Raw genomic sequence first — 18,155 nt, 5'->3', positions numbered from 1 at the left:
AATCTAAAAACAAAATATTACTCTTTTTAAATTGGAAAACAAAGATTTAAAATTGTAAAATAGAAAAATAATGTTGACTTTTGCAAAAATGCGATATATAATTTTAATAACAAGAGAATATAAAGTGGAAAAGGAGATGGATATTAGTTGAATGAGCTGCAAATGTTATATTGTGAACAGATCGAAGAAATTGTCGAAGTGTGCAGACGATCCGGAGAGTTGGGGTTTGGAGCGGCGTCTGGAGGTAATGTGTCTTTTCGGGTAGCGGAGAACGTGATATTAATTACACCTACCGGAATTATTAAAAGGAACATTGTTTTCGATGATATCTGTATTGTCAACATGGAGGGGCAGGTACTCTACGCGAAAGAGGGGCGAAAGCCAACCGGAGAGATGTTTATGCATTTATACTGCCTGAAAGCGAGGCCGGATGTAACAGGTATCATGCACGCGCATCCACCTTACGCAATAGGCATGTCTCTAACGGCGGAAGGGCAGAAAGCGATGATTTTGCCATTACTTCCGGAATCTATGACACAGTTAGGACCTGTATTTACAATTCCCTACGTTCAGCCGAATGGAGAAGAACTGGGGTATTCCTTCGAACCATATATTCAAAAATCTAATGCATTCATTATGGCGAATCATGGCTGCCTTGTATGCAGCACCAGTGGTGTTCTGGATACTGTTGAATCAGTTCAGGTTCTGGAAAGCCTGGCAAAATCCTTGTTGGCAAATAGGATTATGGGGGAAGATATTAGAACCCTTACCAATGAAGAAATGGAAGGCCTGGACAATCTGCTTCTGATCAGAGGAGAGCATATGCCGGGAGGAAAAAAACAATTTACCGGAATGAAAGATTTATTTGATAAGGCATAGATGGAGGCATTCGTAATGGATGATAATATTTCAATGCTTCGAAACGGAATCTCCCGGCAGATGATTGGGGTTGGTACATATAAGGCGTCAGCCGGAGGTTGTATGAAAGAAATCATTCATACGGCATGGAGACTTGGTTACAGAGGAATTGATACTGCCGAACATTACGGCAATGAGAGTGAAATTGGAGAAGCGCTTCGTACCTGTAATTATAATCGTGAAGAGCTGTTTCTTACCACAAAGATATGGAATGAGGATCATGGTTACGAAAAGACCATTAAAGCATTTGAAAGAAGTGAACGGCGGTTGGGAACAACGATTGATTTACTCCTGATCCATTGGCCCTGTCCGATGAATGGACTCTATGAAGAAACCTGGAAAGCGTTTCAGGATTTATATGCAGAAAAGCGTGTAAAGGCAATCGGAGTAAGTAATTTTAAGATTCATCATCTGGAAAAGCTTAAGAAGCTGGGGGGAGAGATTCCCATGGTCAACCAGATTGAGATGCATCCATTTTTTATTGATTGGGAGATGCTTGATTACTGCAGGAAGAATGATATATGCGTGGAAGCATGGAGCCCGCTGCTTCGTGGAGCAGAGATACTTCATAATCCGATAATTGAAGCGGTAGCGTCTCATTATGACAGAACGCCTGTTCAGATAACACTTCGTTATCTTACCGGGTTAGGAGCCAGGGTGCTGGTCAAGGCTTCTAATCCGGACCATGCCAGACAGAATCTGGATATATTTGACTTTCAGCTAACAAAAGAAGATATTGAATTAATGATGACTCTCAACACAGGGCGCCGCTATTATCAGGACCCGGATGAATACTATTTGTAATGAAAAGAGGGATGAGGGTGAAAACACTTCATATGCTTGCCTGTGATATGGGAGCCAGTAATGGAAGAATCATATATGGCATACTGGAAGACGGAACGTTAAAAATCAGGGAACTGCATCGATTTGTAAATCGTCCTGTACGTTTGGGAGGCGTTCTTTACTGGGATTTTTTGCAGCTTTTCCAGGAGATCAAGAATGGACTTGCAGCTGCTGCGAAGGAAGGTTTGCCAATTGATACGATGGGGCTGAATTCCTGGGGAAATACAATAGGGCTTCTCGACTGTCAGGGAGATTTGCTGGCTCAGCCGTACCACTACAGGGACTGCAATTCACATTGTATTCTTGCATCAATGCAGAAAGTAATTCCTAAGGATAAACAGTTTACGATGACTCTTTTTAAGCCTATGGATATTCAGCCTACTGTTTTCTTAAAGTATCTGGGGATGAAAAAAGCAGAACTTCTTTCTCAGACGGATACGATACTGATGATATCGGACCTGTTTAATTACTTCCTGACCGGAGTGAAGGCTTCGGAAATTACTATGGCCGCCACCTCACAGCTTCTTGATATACGGTCGGGGAGGTGGAATCATTATTACAGAGAGATGCTCGGAATTCCGGACCGCTTTCCAGATATTATATTGAGCGGTACGCCGTTAGGTAATCTGACAGAAGAGATCATATCTGAAACAGGGATATCAGGGAGTCTCCAGGTTATCGCGGTGGCAGGTCATGATACAGCCGCAGCATCTGTTTGCGCAGATATGGAGCATAAGGAGGAAAGCCTATATTTGAGCTGCGGTACCTGGTCATGTATGGGCTGCCTGATTGACGAACCAATAGAAGACCTGTCTCTGATCCGGTATGGACTGACCAATGATCTTTCCTTGTATGGGAAAAGAAATTTAAGATTTAACCATACAGGATTATGGATTCTGCAGGAGTGTAAACGCGAATGGGAGCTGCAGGGACAGAATTACAGCTGGAGTGAATTGACGAATATGGCAAATGAGTCAGAACCATTTCATTCGTTTATTGATACAGAGGCACAGGACTTTTTTAAGGAAGGCAGGATGGTAGAAAAAATAAAGGAATACTGCAGAAGAACTGGACAGAGCATTCCGGAATCGGTCGGTGAAATTGTGAGAAACGTTTGTGAAAGTCTGACGCTTAGATACCGTTACAGCCGGGATTGTCTGGAGCTATATGCGGATTGCCGGTTCCGAAAACTACAGCTTTTAGGAGGCGGAAGCCGAAATGAGCTTTTGTGTCAATCGACTGCAGATGCGTTGGGGATCATGGTTGCAGCCGGGCCGGTGGAAGCTTCTGTCACTGGTAATTTTATCCAGCAGGCGATAGCTGCCGGTATGATACAATCGATGGAGGAGGGACTTCGGATTATAGAGAGAACCTGGAAGTGTAAAACATACCATCCGAATGCAGCCAGGGAGAATGATTGGGAACGGATTTATAAAAGGATGAGTCCAGTATTTGGCTGGCTTCCGATCGTGAAGGGAGAAGGGAATGAGAGAAGTTCTGCAAAAATACAAGAGAGAACTTGATGAAATGGTTGAGGTGTGTATTAGAGACGGTCAATTGGGATATGGAGCCAGTGTTGGCGGAAATTTGTCTTACCGTGTAGAAGAGAATCTGGTTCTGATTACCCCAACCAAGACCCCAAAGAGAAAGATTACTGCAGATATGATTTGCGCAGTTGATATGGAAGGAAATGTTCTATACACGCCGGAAGGAAAGAAGCCGACCGGGGAGGCGTTCATGCACCTTCATATTATGAAGAAACGGCCGGAGATCAAGTCTGTTATGCATGCCCATCCGCCGCTCTGTATAGGAATGTCTACCTCAAAAGAAGGGAAAAGAGCTATGATGCTGCCTTTGATACCAGAGGCTATGATGCTGCTGGGCCCGATTCTTACGATTCCTTATGCGGAGCCTAACGCAAAGGCACTGGGCTACGTATTTGATCCTTATGTAGCTGATGCAAATGGTTTTATACTGGAAAATCACGGAGTCGTGGCAGTAAGCCGGTCCTGTGCACGGGATACAATTGAATATATTCAGATTATGGAGTCGATGGCGGAGTCGATTTTAACTGCGAAGCTTATGGGAGGGGAACTGAAGAGTCTGACAGAGGAAGATATGAATGGCCTGGATCGGGTGATAAAGGATTTGAAATGGGAATTTCCGGGAGCTCCGGGGCGCTACCATACCCTTTCAGAAGCCTTTGACCGATGATGTGGGAGGAGACAGATGATGGAAGGTACTTACATAAAACTGTCGAATGTCAGTAAGACATTTCCGGGGGTGAAGGCACTTGACGGAATTGAACTGGAAATAAAGTATGGAGAAGTACATGCTCTGGTAGGAGAAAATGGTGCAGGCAAATCAACCTTAATAAAGATTCTGGCAGGAAATTATCAGCCTGACGAGGGCGCACTGATCGAGATCGAGGGAGAGAAGATATCTGGACTGACACCAATGGAAGCGATACGGCGGGGGATCATTGTGATCTATCAGGATTTCTCTTTATTTCCTAATTTGACTGTAGCGGAAAATATCTCTATCAGCAATCAGCTTGAGAAAAAAAGAAAACCAGTGGACTGGAAGGAAATGAGGGAAACTGCAAAGCAGGCTCTTTCAGCCCTTGGAGTGGATATTGATACAGATACGGTTCTGGAAAACTTATCGATAGCCAAACAGCAGCTCGTTGCAATATCAAGAGCGCTGGCTTGCAAGGCCAAGCTTATCATTATGGATGAACCGACATCGACCCTGTCTGGAGGAGAGGTAGAGCTTCTGTTTACTATCATAAAAAACTTACAGGCAAGAGGGATATCAATCCTTTTTGTAAGTCATAAACTGGAAGAATTGTTTAAGGTGTGCAGCATTTTTTCTGTAATACGCGATGGCCAGTATATCGGTACCTATCCAAAAGAAGAGATGGACAACGAAAAATTGATTAAGCTTATGGTTGGAAGAAAAGTGGAATTTAACCATCAAAGTGCAAAGCAGATAGGAGAAGCAGTCCTCGAGGTTAAGAATTTATCCAAAGAAGGGAATTTTAAAGATATTTCTTTTGTACTTCATAAAGGAGAAATTCTTGGAATTACCGGCCTTGTGGGAGCGGGAAGAACAGAAATAATACAGGCCATCTGCGGAATTGCCTGTGCAGATTCCGGTGAGATATACATAAAGGGAAAGAAGGTACAGATCCGTTCCATGGAGGAGGCAGTAAAATATGGAATCAGCTACGTACCTGAGAGCCGTTTGACAGAGGGCCTTATCTTAACAAAATCAGTAGAAGATAATATTACAATTACAGTATTAAAGCGTTTGAGAGGAAAGAGCCGCCTGATCAGCAGGAAAAAGAAGGAAGATTTGGCAAAGGAGTGGATCGAAAAATTAAATATCAAACCAGGGTATCCCGATATGGAGGCACAAAAGCTGTCCGGAGGCAATCAGCAGAAGATTGTTGTTGCTAAATGGCTGGCATCAGAACCATCGATCCTTATTGTGGATGAGCCCACAAACGGAATTGATGTGGGTGCAAAATCAGAAATCCATGATCTGCTCCGAAAACTTTCCGACCAGGGGATGGGAGTTATTATGGTTTCCTCTGAATTGACTGAAATCCTCTCAATCAGCGATCGTGTACTCGTCGTAAGGAGAGGAAGAATCAATGGGCGGTTTAATGGAACTGAAGCGTGTCAGACTACCATTATGAATGCGGCAATCTTAAAGAATGAAAAAGCGAAGGGGGGACCAGCCTCATGAAGAACGTATTAAAGCACAAAGAAATGGGCCTGGTGATCATTCTTGTGGCCGTAAGCTTTATCATAACGATTAAAAATCCGGCATTTTTAAGTGTAGATAATATCATGAACATATTGAAGGGAAATGTGGTTTTGGCTATCGTGTCACTGGGGATGCTTCTGGTTATGATTACAGGTGGTATCGACGTATCAGTAGGGGGCATTATAGCGGCTACAACGCTTTTTGTTGGCAATTTTATGGTTTCTTATACTGGAAATGTGATACTCTCTTTTTTTCTGGGTATGGTGATTGGTTCATGTATGGGAATCGTAAATGGTCTTCTGATTGCTTTTATCAAACTGCCTCCTATCGTTGAGACCCTGGGGATGTACAGTATCATAAGCGGATTCATGTTGTATATAACAAAGGGAGCATACATCAATAATATTCCTGATAATTTTCCTGCATTTGGGAGAATAACAGTACTGAATGTGATTCCGAACGGTAGAGGTGGGATGACTGGGATACCGGTACAGATTCTTATCCTGGCGGCAGTTGTTGTTCTTACTCATATAATTATGAAATACACCAAGGTAGGAAGGGGCGTTTTTGCAATAGGTGGAAATCGGTTGTCAGCTGAACGCCTCGGCTTTCATGTTAAGAAAATCACAGTATTTGTATATGGCTATATGGGGTTTATATGCGGGACTGCGGCGATGACCCATGTATCTATATTAAAACAAATCGATCCGAACGCATTTAATGGATATGACATGAAGGTGATTGCCGCAGTCATTTTGGGCGGTGTGAACGTTATGGGAGGTGAGGGCAGTATAACCGGCACATTGCTGGGAGTTGCGTTATTTGCAGTCATAAATAATGGCCTGACGCTCATGAAGGTTTCAAGCTACTGGCAGAAGGTTATATTGGGCGTATTTATGGTATTTTCAATCTGTTTTGTGGTGATTGGGAAACGCCGTGCCGGAAGACATTTGGCTAAAGTAGATATCGAGGAGGGGTGAAGATGAAGAAGAATTCTAAAGAAAGAATATTGCTGATTGTTTTCGCCCTGGTATTTATCGCCTTATCCTTCCTGTCTCCAGATAAATTTCTGACAGTGACGAACATTCGGTCCATGGCGTTTCAGCTGCCTGAATTTGGTATTCTGACGCTTGCAATGATGGTCCCCATACTGACAGGTGGTATTAACTTATCCCTGGTTACGGCTGCTACTCTTGGCGGTGTCGTATCGGCAACTGTGATGGCTTCCCTTTATAAGCAGAACTGGAACGAAACACTCATCATCATGATCGCTGTTTTAACATCGATGGTGGCCTCTGTTCTATGCGGTATCATCAATGGCTATGTGGTATCGTATATTGGGGCAGCCGCTATGATGGCAACACTTGGTACTTCAACATTGTTTGAAGGAATTGGTCTCTATATTTCAAAAGGAAATTCCATTTCCGGTTTTCCGGCTGCCTTTCATTGGATCGGCAATGGTACAGTTTGCGGTGTGCCGGTACCTATGATCGTGTTTGGTCTTGTGGCTGTTGTCACATGGCTTCTTCTGGAAAAAACTGCCTGGGGACAGAGCGTTTATATGGTAGGCTGCAACAGAAAAGCGGCATCCTTCTCAGGTCTTAATGTGAACCGCATCATGATGAAAGTATATATGTATTCCGGGTTTTTAGGAAGTCTGGCTATGTTAATCATGATGTCAAGATATAACTCAGCCAGAGTTGATTATGGGTCATCTTATCTGATGCAGGCTGTAGCGGCATCTGTACTGGGAGGAACCATGATTACGGGGGGATATGGAAAAGTGGGGGGAGTGGTGATCGCGGTTGCTATCCTGCAGATCATATCGAGTGGATTTAACATTTTCGGGCTTGACCGTAATCTGACTACAGTAATTAATGGTGTGATACTGATCGGTGTGCTCACATTGAATTTTTTAAATGAATATCGAAAAAGCAGATAGAAATATCGTAATATTGGAAATCGAATCTTAATCATGAGAGGATAAAAGGAGAAGGAGAATTCATATGAAAAAAAGATTACTTGCAATGGTTTTATCACTGTCAATGTGTGTCTGCGCCCTTTCAGGCTGTGCGGGAAAGAATGAGGAAAAAACACCGGATGGGACTGCTAAGGCGGCAGCAGAAACAACTGCTGAGAATAAGGAGGAGACTCCTGCAGAAGAAACGAAAGCAGAAAGCGAAGAGAGCGCACAATCAGCAAAAGAGTATAATATAGTGGTGATGCCTAAGGCTGTGGGACTTACGTATTTCGAAGCGGCCAGAGCTGGTGTGGAAAAAGCAGATAAAGAGATTGATGGTGTCAATGCTGTATTTACGGGACCAACAGTAGCGGATGCAGCAGAGCAGGTAAAGATGATTCAGGATTTAATCAGCCAGGGAGTAGATGCGATCTGTGTATCAGCAAATGATGCAGATTCCCTTACCCCGGTGCTTAAACAGGCAAAGGAAGCAGGAATAAAGATTCTGGATTGGGATTCTCCTGCGGATCCGTCTGTGGTGGATTTATCGGTGAAGGAAATTGATTATAAGACGTATGCAGAGGCAAACTGGGATGCACTTGTGGAGTCGATGGGGGAGGAAGGCGAATATGCAATTCTTACGAGTACTCTGACTGCAGGAACGTGTAATGAATGGATCAAGTTCGGTTCCGATTACGCCGCGGAAAAATATCCAGGGCTCAAGCTTGTTACAGATCCGGTTTGTACAAACGAAAGTGTTCAGGAAGCTTATACAAAAACGCTGGATTTAATTACTACATATCCGGACTTAAAGGGGATTATAGGATTTAGTTCACCGGCACCCATTGGAGCAGGCCAGGCAATATCCGAAAAGGGACTTCAGGATTCGATTGCGCTTGTAGGTTCAGCGATGCCGAATGATGCGAGGACTTACCTGCACGATGGCTCTATCGATACGGTTCTTCTCTGGGATCCGGCAAGACTTGGCTATATTACGGTTTATCTTGCAAAGGAAATTCTGGATGGAAAGACACTGAAAGACGGTGATATGGAAGTGCCCGGTTTTGGTACTGTTACGATTCAGGGAAATCACGTGATTATGGGAGCGCCTTCTATTTTTACGGATGAAAACGTTGACGATTTTAATTTCTAGCATATAACATGATGATCCTCTCTGATTGTTTAAGATAACAATAAGGGGTGCCGCACGAATATGGTGTGGCACCCCTTTTATCGTTCATGTTTACTGCGCCCCCGGACTCACCTGCACCGGAGATCCTATAGTAGGTGCAGGACTGGTCTGTGCATTTGGCGACACATAGCCAGGTCCGTAAGGCAGTGTTCCCGGAGCTGCCGTCTCCGGCATTCCGGTATCATCCGCAGGCGGGATAATGACAGACGCCTCAGTGTGGATCGGGCAGTAGCCCGGCATTGCAAATACGGAATCGTCTGTGGCACCTTCTTCACCGGCCGGCAGCGCCATGAATACGGCAGTCGTCCGTTCAGGACAGAATGGGGTGGGCAGACAGTGGGATTCCGCACATACCGTGGCACGCACGTGATTGTTGCACACGTCCGTGGGAACGGTTCCCTTGGCGAAATATTCCGTGTATACTGCGTTTCCTCTCGGGTCGTTGGTACAGACACCGGAGACGGGGAGTTTGCCGGATTTACGGCAGATCTGCGCAGTCTCCACGCTGTCCGGAACCGTAAAGCCGGGATCGGACATTCCTTCGTGGACACGGGTCATGATCTTTTTCCAGATGGCCTTATGGAAGGACGTGCCGCCATTTTGCTTGGTCAGCTTCTGGTTATTGTCGCATCCGCCCCAGATACCGGCGGTATAATACGGCGTATATCCAACGAACCAGATATCGTTGTTGGAAGTAGTCGTTCCGCTCTTCCCGGCATTGGACATGCCGGGAATGTTGGCCGACGAGCTGGTGGAGCTGGGGCCGGCGCCCGGACGGGCAAACTTCCTGCTGCTTTCCATGGAATCCGCCATGGCATCCGTCAACAGGAACGCCGTGGAATCTTTTAACACGCGGTGGGTCTCAGGCGTGTTGTCGATCAGCACCTTGCCGTCGTGATCGATAATCTTCGTAAAGAACACCGGCTTCGTGTAGACGCCGCCGTTGGCGATAGTGGCATAGGCCGCCGTCATCTCTAAGTTGGACACGCCGTCGGTGATTCCGCCCAGGGCCAGAGCCGCGTTGTAGTCCGTATCAGTCAGCGATGTGATTCCGAAGTTCTTCGCGTATTCCACACCGAGCTGCGGTGTAACGGTCTCCATCAGACAGCGGACCGCAATGACGTTCATGGAATAGATGATACCGTCCCGGATGCTGGAATAGCCCTGATAACCGGAGCTGTACCAGTTGGAGAAGGTCTTCTTGCCAACCGTGAAAACCGAATCGTAATAGACGGTTCCCAGCGTCGCGCCGCACGTATCCATGGCGGGGGCAAACGCAGTCAGCACCTTGAAGGTGGAACCGGGCTGACGAAGGGTATTGCTGGCACGGTTTAGGGTAAGACTCGCGGTCTTTTCCCCGCGCCCTCCGGCGATGGCCTTTACCTGCCCCGTCTTCTGATCCATGATCACGAAGGAGGCCTGAGGCTGAAGCGTCTTGTGAAGGGATTCACCGATGACAGTGTCGCCTTCCTTTAAAATACTGTTCTTGTAATTGTCTATATCGGCCTGTATCTTTTCTTCACTGTCGTACAGACCGTCATAGCCGCTGTCCCCGTTGTCACGGTGGTAGCGTTTTAAATTCTCTTCCGAGTAATGGGTGGTGGTGCCGTCTGCCCCGGTGACGGAAAGTCTGTATTCGATGGAATAGCGGGCCGCCGAATAGTTGTCGGGGTTGTTGATCTCCTCATCTACGATGGACTGAATCGCAGGGTCCTGTGTCGTATAGATGGAGAGGCCGCCGGAATACAGCATGTTGTGGGCCTGAGTGTTGGTGTAGCCAAGCTTTTCCTTCATGGCATCCTGCACCTGTTCCACCAGCTCGTCCGTAAAATAGCTGTAAGGTGTGGAAGTCTCTTTAGTGACGATCTCCACATCCTGAATTCTGGAATAGACGTCGTCCGCCAGCGCTTCCTCCTGCTCTTCCTTGGAGATATAGCCCTGATCCACCATATACTGCAGGATAACCTTCTGCTTGTCGGAGTTGGCCTTCTGTCCGGTAACCGGATTGAATTTTGACGGGTTCTGGGTGATGCCCGCAAGCACGGCGCATTCGGACAGCGTTAAGTCGGACACCTCTTTATTAAAATATCTCCTTGCCGCTACCTTGACGCCCAGAGAATTCTTTCCCAGGTTGATCGTATTTAAGTAGTTGGTAATGATCTGCTCTTTTGACATGGCGCTGTCCAGTTTGACGGCCAGATACCATTCCTGCATCTTCCGTTCCAGCCGTTCCCCGAAGCTTTTTTCCATTCCCCCGCCAAAAACGCTGTTTTTAATAAGCTGCTGGGTGATGGTACTTCCGCCGCCGGCAGAGGAATCGCCTGTCAGCACGCCTTTTACCGCACGCATGATGGAGCGCAGATCAATTCCATTGTGCTCCCAGAATCTTGCATCTTCATATGCTACGAACGCATTGATTAAGTTCTTGGGCAGTTCGTCGTAGCTTGCCTCCTCACGGTTGGAACCGGCGGTGACGAGAGTCTCGGTCACATTGCCGGCACTGTCATACACCGTAGTGGCGTATTCGTTTGGAACAATGGTTGCGATATCGACGTCAGGAGCATTGTCTATGATTCCTTTAACCATGCCAAATCCGATACTCCCGGCGACTACCAGGCAGAACAGGCACAGCACGAACAGACTCTTTAAAAAGGCAAGAAAAACCCGGCTGGTGTATTTCTTCGCTTTTGAATTGACGGATTTGATCTTTTTCTCCGTCTCATGTTTGCCATAGTTCATAGGAAACCTCCTTTACCGAATCATTATACCAGAGATTGAAAATCAATTCAACACTTACCAGTTTTGGAAGAAATTGCAAAGATTATACGTGGATCAGAAAAAAGAGTGGGGAAAACGTGCTTGATTAAGTCTGGAATTTTACCTATAATTATGTAAAAAGAAATACGCTGAAAAGGAAAAAAGAAACGAGGAATCCTATGAGAAATCCATATAAGATATTATACCAGGGCCAAACCGCCGAAATTGTGGAGAAGAAATCCAGATTCATTGCGTCTCTGCGCCCCGTCAGGACAGAAGATGAGGCGCTTCTGTTCCTGGAAGAGACACGGAAAAAGTATTGGGATGCGCGACATAACTGCTATGCCTGGATTATCGGAGAGCATGGGGAGCAGAAGCGGTGCAGTGACGACGGAGAACCTTCCCAGACTGCTGGCCGTCCCATGCTTGATGTGCTGGAAGGCGAAGGCGTATGCAACGTCTGTGCTGTTGTTACCCGTTACTTCGGCGGAACCCTGCTGGGAACCGGCGGATTGGTGCGTGCCTATTCTTCCGCTGTCCAGGAGGGGCTTAAAAACAGTACCGTTCTCTCTGTGACGCCTGCAGTAAAGACGGCTGTCACTACCGATTACAATGGAGTCGGCAAGATTCAGTATCTGCTTGGACAGAGGAATATTACCATTCTGGACAGCCAGTATTCAGACCAGGTGATGCTCACGGTGCTGATCCCGGAGGAGCAGAAAGAACGGATGCTTGCGGAGCTGACTGATTTAACCAATGGAAAGGCCGGGATTGAGGTACAGGACGAGGTAGCTTTTGGTATTCTGGATAAACATGTGATTCTGTTGGATAACAGGTAAAGTACGGCAAAAAATATTAAATAAATGAAAATAAAAAACACGGAATAATTTGATAATAATATGAATATAAGTATACAATACTACTGAAAATAGTATTTTTATATAAATAATATAAAAATCTGAAAATAGTAATAGAATTATCGGGTGAAATCCTGAAATTTTATAAGAAATATAAAAATGTTCCATTTCGTTTTACATCAGAACTTTCTATAATTTTTTTATCTTATAGAAGGAAAGAGGAGATTGTGTGAAACGAAGGGGTAAAAACAAATGGAAACAAGCCGTCAGTATGTGTCTTGTATTTCAGATGGCGGTGACGTCGCCGGCCGCTGCGGTGACTCTGCCGGCGGGAAAACAGCAGTCAAAGTTTAACACGGGACAGTATGCTGCGGTACTCGACCCATCGGCAGGCGGCGGGAGTCTTGCCCTGTTTAACGGCAGCCAGCCGGATCAGGCCTGGAACACTATGGACGAAGCGCTGGTTCCGGGGACGACGATGCTGTGGGACGGCAGCAGCGGTTTTAGGAAGCTGCAGATAACACCGGAGGCAGTCATGAGTGCAGGCTTAAACAGCGGCGCAGCCACCGGAATCAGGCTGGGAGATGAAGCAGAAGGGGTGAAATCCTGGTTCCTGTTTGAGGATGAGATCATCTGTGCAGGAGCAGGCGTAAAGGTGCGAAAGGAGGAAAGCGGCAGGCTCGTGACGATAGTGGATACCATTCCGGTTACCGACAGCACAAAGCTGGCACTGACAAACCCGAATAATGGATTCCGGCTTGTGCGTACAGCCAGTAAAGAAGGCGGTTTGTGGGCATCGCTGATCGACACGGTGACCCAGGGGGTCCATACCCAGCGGAACTGGCTCAGCGCGTCTTCCGGATCAGGAGCTTCCAACAGTCTGGACTGGTCCTATGTATTCGGCAACGGTGAGAGCGGGTCCTATTTAACGAAGGAATCCGTTTATTACAGGCTCAATACAAAGGAAACAGATGCCGCTCAGCTTGCAGAACTGTTCCTCGCACCGCAGGAAACGTACCAGTATACGCTGGTTGCCGGCGGGAAGACGGATGATTATTCCAACAAGAGCCTGTATCAGACGGATGCCAGACTGCTCGTGAATACGACTGCGGTCCAGGCGGCGGCCGATGTGGGGGAAGGCGCAGTAGCCATCACAAAGTGGGAACCGGGAAGTGTCCGGGTGGACAATCAGGTCGTTCCTGTTACCATGGATTACCCTGCGGCACTGGAACTGAAGAAGGATTCTTCCACAGGAAACATCGAACTCACAGCGGCAGTTATGCCGTCACAGCAGGATGGGATTCTGGAGGTGATCCTTGAGACCGCTGGTAAACAGATTTTAGCGAATTCGAATCCGGATGCGCTGCAGGAAGCGGTTATGGGAGAAAAGGTAATACTTAAGTTTGACACCGCGGCCATGAAGGGCAATGCGGCGACTGTAACCATTGAGGGAAAGGTTCCGGATACATTGACGGGCGAAGAGATTACTCTGGTCCGGGGATCGGATGGAAGAATAAAAGCGCCCGAATCCCTGCAGGGGGCGATCCGGTGGGAAGTAAAGATTCCGAAGCCGGATGGAAGCTTTGTCCGCAATGCAGGAAGCAGTAAAATCAAGCGGGAACTAAAGGAAGGAGAGACAGACGGGGACAGAAAAGCCGGTGATGCAGACGGCAGCCATATTGCCTCCGTTCGAGGGGCAGCAGATGGGTACGGCATGATCACCGCACGGGAAAAAGGAACCGTGACGATCGTAGCGACGGATGAATACGGAACGAGCGCAAAATGGCAGGTAACCGTTCTCTATGAGGATCCGGATAATCTGCCGGAGGCGGACTCAGCCGATTATGCTGCAATCCGCAAACGCTGGAAGGAATCGATCATCGGAGCCGATTTGACAGCTGTGGACGGCGGTACTGAAATTCTGGAAACGATCGACGAGCGGGCCATGGCTGCCTGGGAGGCGTATGCATACCGCGGACAGGATTCCTGCCAGGATATTCCGTGGCCGGAGGATGCCGGCGCAGCGGGAAATGCTGACATAGCGTATGAGGACGATGCGGTCGAGTTCAGGCCGGCATTTAAAAAGGTACTGGCCATGGCAAGCGCCTATGCGGCGAAGGGAAGCCGGTATTATAAGGACAGCCAGATACTGAGCGACATGAAGCATATTCTGAACTGGCTCTGTTCAAACTGTTATACGCCGAAGACGCAGACCGATAACTGGTGGACATGGGAAATCGGTCTGCCGAAGGATCTGATTCCGGCACTGGTGCTCTTATATGACGATCTGACTCCGGAAGAAACGGCGCTTTATACCGAAGCACTCTACTTCTTCCAGCCGGATCCCTATCATGAAGGGCTGATCGGAACCGGAAGCACTCATGCGCAGGGTTACCGGACAGCCCAGGGGGCCAATATCATCGACTGTTCCAGAACCGCGCTGGGGCTGGGGGTTTTAAGAGAAGACAATGAACTGGTTTACTTAGCTTCCAAGGCAGCCTCGGAGACGTTTGTCATCCAGTCGGTGGAAGACAGCACAAAGATTGCGGATCAGGGCTACACCAGCGGATTCTACGCAGACGGTTCCTACCTCGATCACTCCCATGTGCCGTATCTCGGCTCTTATGGGATCGAATTCTTAAAGGGCGGTGTTGGCCTTCCTCCGCTGCTTGCAAAATCACCGTGGGATTTTCCAAGGGAAGTTCAGGAGAATCTGGAATTTTATCTGAAAGAAGGGTTTTTAAACGGTATATACAACGGTTTGATGATGGACAGCCTGAAAGGCCGTTCTGTATCCAGACCGGGGGCGAGTGACCGTGATTCGGGAAGAGAAGCCATGGTTCTGATGATTCAGCTTATGAATTCCGTTTCCCCGGAGGTGGAAGAAGAACTGAAGGGCGCTTTAAAGACGTGGATTGATCTCGATCCGGGCTTTTTGGATACTTTAACCGGCGCGGAGAATATGGCGGTAAAAGAGAAGGCCATAGAAATCAGAGATGATGATTCCATCGTAAGCAGTATACAGCCTGTCCATAAAAACATGCCGCTGATGGACCGGGCTGTTCACAGAACGGGTGATTTCCAGTTGGCGCTGTCTATGTATTCCGAGCGAATTCAAAACACGGAGATCATGAACCATGAAAACCGTTACGGATGGCATCAGGGAAGCGGTATGACCTATTTATACAACCGTGACGTTCTGCAGTATACAGAGAATTTCTGGAATACAGTCAATCCGCTGCGGCTGGCAGGTACGACTGTAGTTTCCAAGGATATCGGCACAGGACAGCCTGACAGTTCCGGCTTTGCCCAGGGAGGGGATTTCCGGTCGAAAGAGTCCTGGGTAGGCGGCAGTACGATCGGCACGAACGGAATCAATGGTATGTCCATGACCGGAGAGGTCAGGGTGAAGGAGGGTGAGGGATCTCCTTCCATACTGTATGCCCCGGAGTTCTCGGCTAAAAAGTCCTGGTTCATGTTCGGCGGACAGATCGTGTGTCTGGGAGCAGGGATCACCAATACCGGAGAGTCATATCCGGTGGAGAGCATCATTGAGAACCGGAGACTGAGACCGGAGGAAGACAATGTATTGACGGTCAACGGAGAAGCCGAGGACCTGCCGGTTCAGGAGGCTGATCTGGAAGATATTGTGGCCGGCAGCATCGACGTTTCAGGAACCAGAATTCCCGAGGTGTCATGGGCCCATCTGGAAGGCAATGTGGAAGGAAGCGATATCGGATATTATTTCCCGGGAGGAGACCAGACGGTATCCGTCAGAAAGGGGAGAAACGCGGGAGACTGGTCCCTGATCGGGACTTCGAAAGGCGAGGCTTTGGAGACTTACCTGGAGATGTGGTTTGATCACGGAGCCAATCCGGAGAATGATGCATATGAATACGTTCTCCTTCCTGGGCTGAGCGCCGAAGAGACGGAAGCCTATTCAAAAGAACCGGGAATTACAATATTGAAGAATACGCCGGAGATCCAGGCTGCTGCAACAGCAGACGGACTTCTGACAGGAATGAATTTCTGGACAGACGGACAGGCGGAAATCGGGGCAGTGGCGGCCAGCAGAGCGGCATCTGTCATGACAGAAGAGGATGAAGACGGCGTATTGACGATCGCTGTGTCTGATCCGACCATGAAGAATTCCGGGTCGGTCACTGTGGATATCAAACGACCGGCCGAAGAAATCCTGACTCACGATGAAAATGTTGACGTCCAGCTGACAGAAAACGGAGTGAGGCTCGTCGTACATACGAAAGGAACCAATGGAAACAGTTCTTACGCGTCCGTAAGGCTGACTCCGTCCGTGACACCGCCGTCCGTGGAACACGTTGTGGAACTGATTACACAGGCAGCGGAAACAGCAGAGGCGGCCGGTGATTACGGAGCTTTCGAAGTGGTAAAGGCAGTGAAGACGGCGGTCAGCGCAGTCTGGAGCGTATCAAACGAAGAACTGGCAGAGTACTGCATGAAAGATCTGCTGGTTTTGGAAAAACTGTACAGAGAGGTTATGGCGGCCCACGGCAATCGCGTTGAGGTCAGGGTTGAGACACCAGAGCTTATGGACAGCCCAGTTACGGCGGCAGGACTTCTGCTGAGTGTCCCGTGGGATGACAGCTTAATGCCGGCGACTCCGTCTCAGGCGAAGAAGGCTACGGCCTCCAATGTCGGTTATAAAGCTTTCGGAGCCGCACGCCAATCAGCGTCGGATGCATTAGCGTCAGGTGTATCAACAGCGACTCCATCAACAGCGACTTCATCAACAGCGACTCCATCAACGGCAGATTCCCCGGCATCGGCTTCTTCCAAAGAGAAAAAGGAGGAAGGAGTGCGCGCCGCGGTACATTCCGTCATATTAACAGTGACAGAAAACAGCGATGCAGGCTGGCCTGAGGACAGACCGCGCGGGGACTGGAGCCAGTCGTATAAGTTCCAGCTCTGTCTGGAAGATGAAAATGGTGTGAGAAGCGGCCCTGTGGCCTGGAAGGCTCCTGCGAACGTCTGGATGCAGTTTTCTGAGGACGAGGTACAGACAGACACCATTCGTGCATACTCAGACACCGGCAGCGGAGAGGTACAGTCACTGTCAGTCAGCCTGGAGGAAGCCGGGAGAATCTGTTTTGTACTTCCGGACAGTGCCAGGGTGTATCTGACAGGAGATAAGACAACGGCCGCAGAAGAAATCTTCCAGGTGTCGATCGAAGAAGACTTGACAGGAGGCAGGATTACGGCCTCTCCCATGACCGGAAAGAAGGGCACAAAGGTAACCGTGCAGGCAGTTCCCCAGAGCGGTTACCGTCTGGCAAGCCTGTCGGCCAATGGAAAATTGCTTACTGCCGGCAGCGACGGACGCTGTACCTTTGTGCTTCGGGAAGATACACATCTGACTGGCGTGTTCAAACGATCCGGCAGCAGCAGCTCAGGTTCAGGCTCCTCTTCTGGATTCAACAGCGGCTGGAAGAAATCAGGCGAGGTATGGTACTATTACGACACCAATGGAAGAAAAACGACAGGATGGCTTTTGGACAATGGAAAATGGTACTGGCTGGATTCCAGCGGAGCCATGAAAACCGGATGGATGCTTAACGAATCCGATGGCTTCTGGTATTACTTAAAACCGGATGGCTCCATGGCAGAAGGATGGAATCCGATTAACGGTTTCTGGTATTACTTTGCTCCCCAGACCGAAGGAAGTCCAGGATGGAGTCTGGTAAATGGCCGCTGGGTCTACGAAAAACCGGAAACGTCTTATCGTCCTCACGGAGCGATGTACAGCGGATGCGTGACACCGGATGGGTATATGGTCGCGGAAGACGGTGCGTGGAATAGAGAAGACAAATAACAGATA

At 48.0% G+C, this 18,155-nt stretch carries 11 protein-coding genes; 10 read left to right on the top strand and 1 reads right to left on the bottom strand.

Translation table 11 applies throughout. The annotated features are described in order from the left end of the window. Window positions 1–147 precede the first annotated feature (147 nt). The 8 genes from H8S75_RS10080 to H8S75_RS10045 all read left to right on the top strand — a co-directional run bounded on the left by H8S75_RS10080 (window position 148) and on the right by H8S75_RS10045 (window position 8,648). Window positions 148–879, top strand: coding sequence for a class II aldolase/adducin family protein (locus tag H8S75_RS10080; protein WP_187021204.1), 732 nt, complete (start codon window positions 148–150; stop codon window positions 877–879). A gap of 15 nt (window positions 880–894) precedes the next feature. Further along, window positions 895–1,722: an aldo/keto reductase gene (locus tag H8S75_RS10075; protein WP_187021202.1), complete on the top strand. Its 828-nt coding sequence runs from the start codon at window positions 895–897 to the stop codon at window positions 1,720–1,722. A gap of 17 nt (window positions 1,723–1,739) precedes the next feature. Next, complete coding sequence (locus H8S75_RS10070; RefSeq protein WP_187021200.1) at window positions 1,740–3,284, top strand: rhamnulokinase; 1,545 nt, start codon at window positions 1,740–1,742, stop codon at window positions 3,282–3,284. Beyond that, window positions 3,247–3,975, top strand: coding sequence for a class II aldolase/adducin family protein (locus tag H8S75_RS10065; RefSeq protein ID WP_187021198.1), 729 nt, complete (start codon window positions 3,247–3,249; stop codon window positions 3,973–3,975). The genes H8S75_RS10070 and H8S75_RS10065 overlap by 38 nt, the downstream gene beginning before the upstream one ends. 15 nt (window positions 3,976–3,990) lie before the next feature. Further along, on the top strand, window positions 3,991–5,514 hold the full coding sequence (locus H8S75_RS10060; protein ID WP_243270223.1) for a sugar ABC transporter ATP-binding protein: 1,524 nt from the start codon (window positions 3,991–3,993) through the stop codon (window positions 5,512–5,514). Continuing rightward, complete coding sequence (locus tag H8S75_RS10055) at window positions 5,511–6,515, top strand: ABC transporter permease (RefSeq protein WP_187021196.1); 1,005 nt, start codon at window positions 5,511–5,513, stop codon at window positions 6,513–6,515. The genes H8S75_RS10060 and H8S75_RS10055 overlap by 4 nt, the downstream gene beginning before the upstream one ends. 2 nt (window positions 6,516–6,517) lie before the next feature. After that, window positions 6,518–7,477 carry an ABC transporter permease gene (locus tag H8S75_RS10050; protein ID WP_187021194.1) on the top strand — a complete coding sequence of 320 codons (960 nt, stop codon included), beginning with the start codon at window positions 6,518–6,520 and terminating at the stop codon, window positions 7,475–7,477. Between the two features lie 64 nt (window positions 7,478–7,541). Continuing rightward, entirely contained in the window at window positions 7,542–8,648 is a 1,107-nt protein-coding gene (locus tag H8S75_RS10045; protein ID WP_187021192.1) for an autoinducer 2 ABC transporter substrate-binding protein, read from the top strand. A gap of 90 nt (window positions 8,649–8,738) precedes the next feature. On the opposite strand, the gene H8S75_RS10040 is transcribed toward H8S75_RS10045, so the two are convergent. Beyond that, on the bottom strand, window positions 8,739–11,426 hold the full coding sequence (locus H8S75_RS10040) for a transglycosylase domain-containing protein (protein ID WP_187021190.1): 2,688 nt from the start codon (window positions 11,424–11,426) through the stop codon (window positions 8,739–8,741). A gap of 197 nt (window positions 11,427–11,623) precedes the next feature. Between H8S75_RS10040 and H8S75_RS10035 the strand changes: the two genes are divergently transcribed. Both H8S75_RS10035 and H8S75_RS10030 read left to right on the top strand, forming a co-directional pair. Continuing rightward, window positions 11,624–12,283 carry a YigZ family protein gene (locus H8S75_RS10035; protein ID WP_187021188.1) on the top strand — a complete coding sequence of 220 codons (660 nt, stop codon included), beginning with the start codon at window positions 11,624–11,626 and terminating at the stop codon, window positions 12,281–12,283. 247 nt (window positions 12,284–12,530) lie between these two features. Then, window positions 12,531–18,149 (top strand): polysaccharide lyase family 8 super-sandwich domain-containing protein, encoded by a 5,619-nt coding sequence (locus H8S75_RS10030; RefSeq protein ID WP_349768900.1) that lies wholly within the window; start codon window positions 12,531–12,533, stop codon window positions 18,147–18,149. The last annotated feature ends 6 nt before the right edge of the window (window positions 18,150–18,155 follow it).

The sequence above is a fragment of the Hungatella hominis genome (assembly GCF_014288005.1).
Classification (GTDB): domain Bacteria; phylum Bacillota; class Clostridia; order Lachnospirales; family Lachnospiraceae; genus Hungatella; species Hungatella effluvii.
This window is presented reverse-complemented; position numbering and strand designations above follow the sequence as displayed.

What these genes read in the sequence shown, in the direction of transcription:
- H8S75_RS10075 (WP_187021202.1), top strand. Translation starts at nt 895, where the DNA reads ATGGATGATAATATTTCAATGCTTCGAAACGGAATCTCCCGGCAGATG.
- H8S75_RS10065 (WP_187021198.1), top strand. Translation starts at nt 3,247, where the DNA reads ATGAGAGAAGTTCTGCAAAAATACAAGAGAGAACTTGATGAAATGGTT.
- H8S75_RS10060 (WP_243270223.1), top strand. Translation starts at nt 3,991, where the DNA reads ATGATGGAAGGTACTTACATAAAACTGTCGAATGTCAGTAAGACATTT.
- H8S75_RS10055 (WP_187021196.1), top strand. Translation starts at nt 5,511, where the DNA reads ATGAAGAACGTATTAAAGCACAAAGAAATGGGCCTGGTGATCATTCTT.
- H8S75_RS10050 (WP_187021194.1), top strand. Translation starts at nt 6,518, where the DNA reads ATGAAGAAGAATTCTAAAGAAAGAATATTGCTGATTGTTTTCGCCCTG.
- H8S75_RS10045 (WP_187021192.1), top strand. Translation starts at nt 7,542, where the DNA reads ATGAAAAAAAGATTACTTGCAATGGTTTTATCACTGTCAATGTGTGTC.
- H8S75_RS10040 (WP_187021190.1), bottom strand. Translation starts at nt 11,426, where the DNA reads ATGAACTATGGCAAACATGAGACGGAGAAAAAGATCAAATCCGTCAAT.
- H8S75_RS10035 (WP_187021188.1), top strand. Translation starts at nt 11,624, where the DNA reads ATGAGAAATCCATATAAGATATTATACCAGGGCCAAACCGCCGAAATT.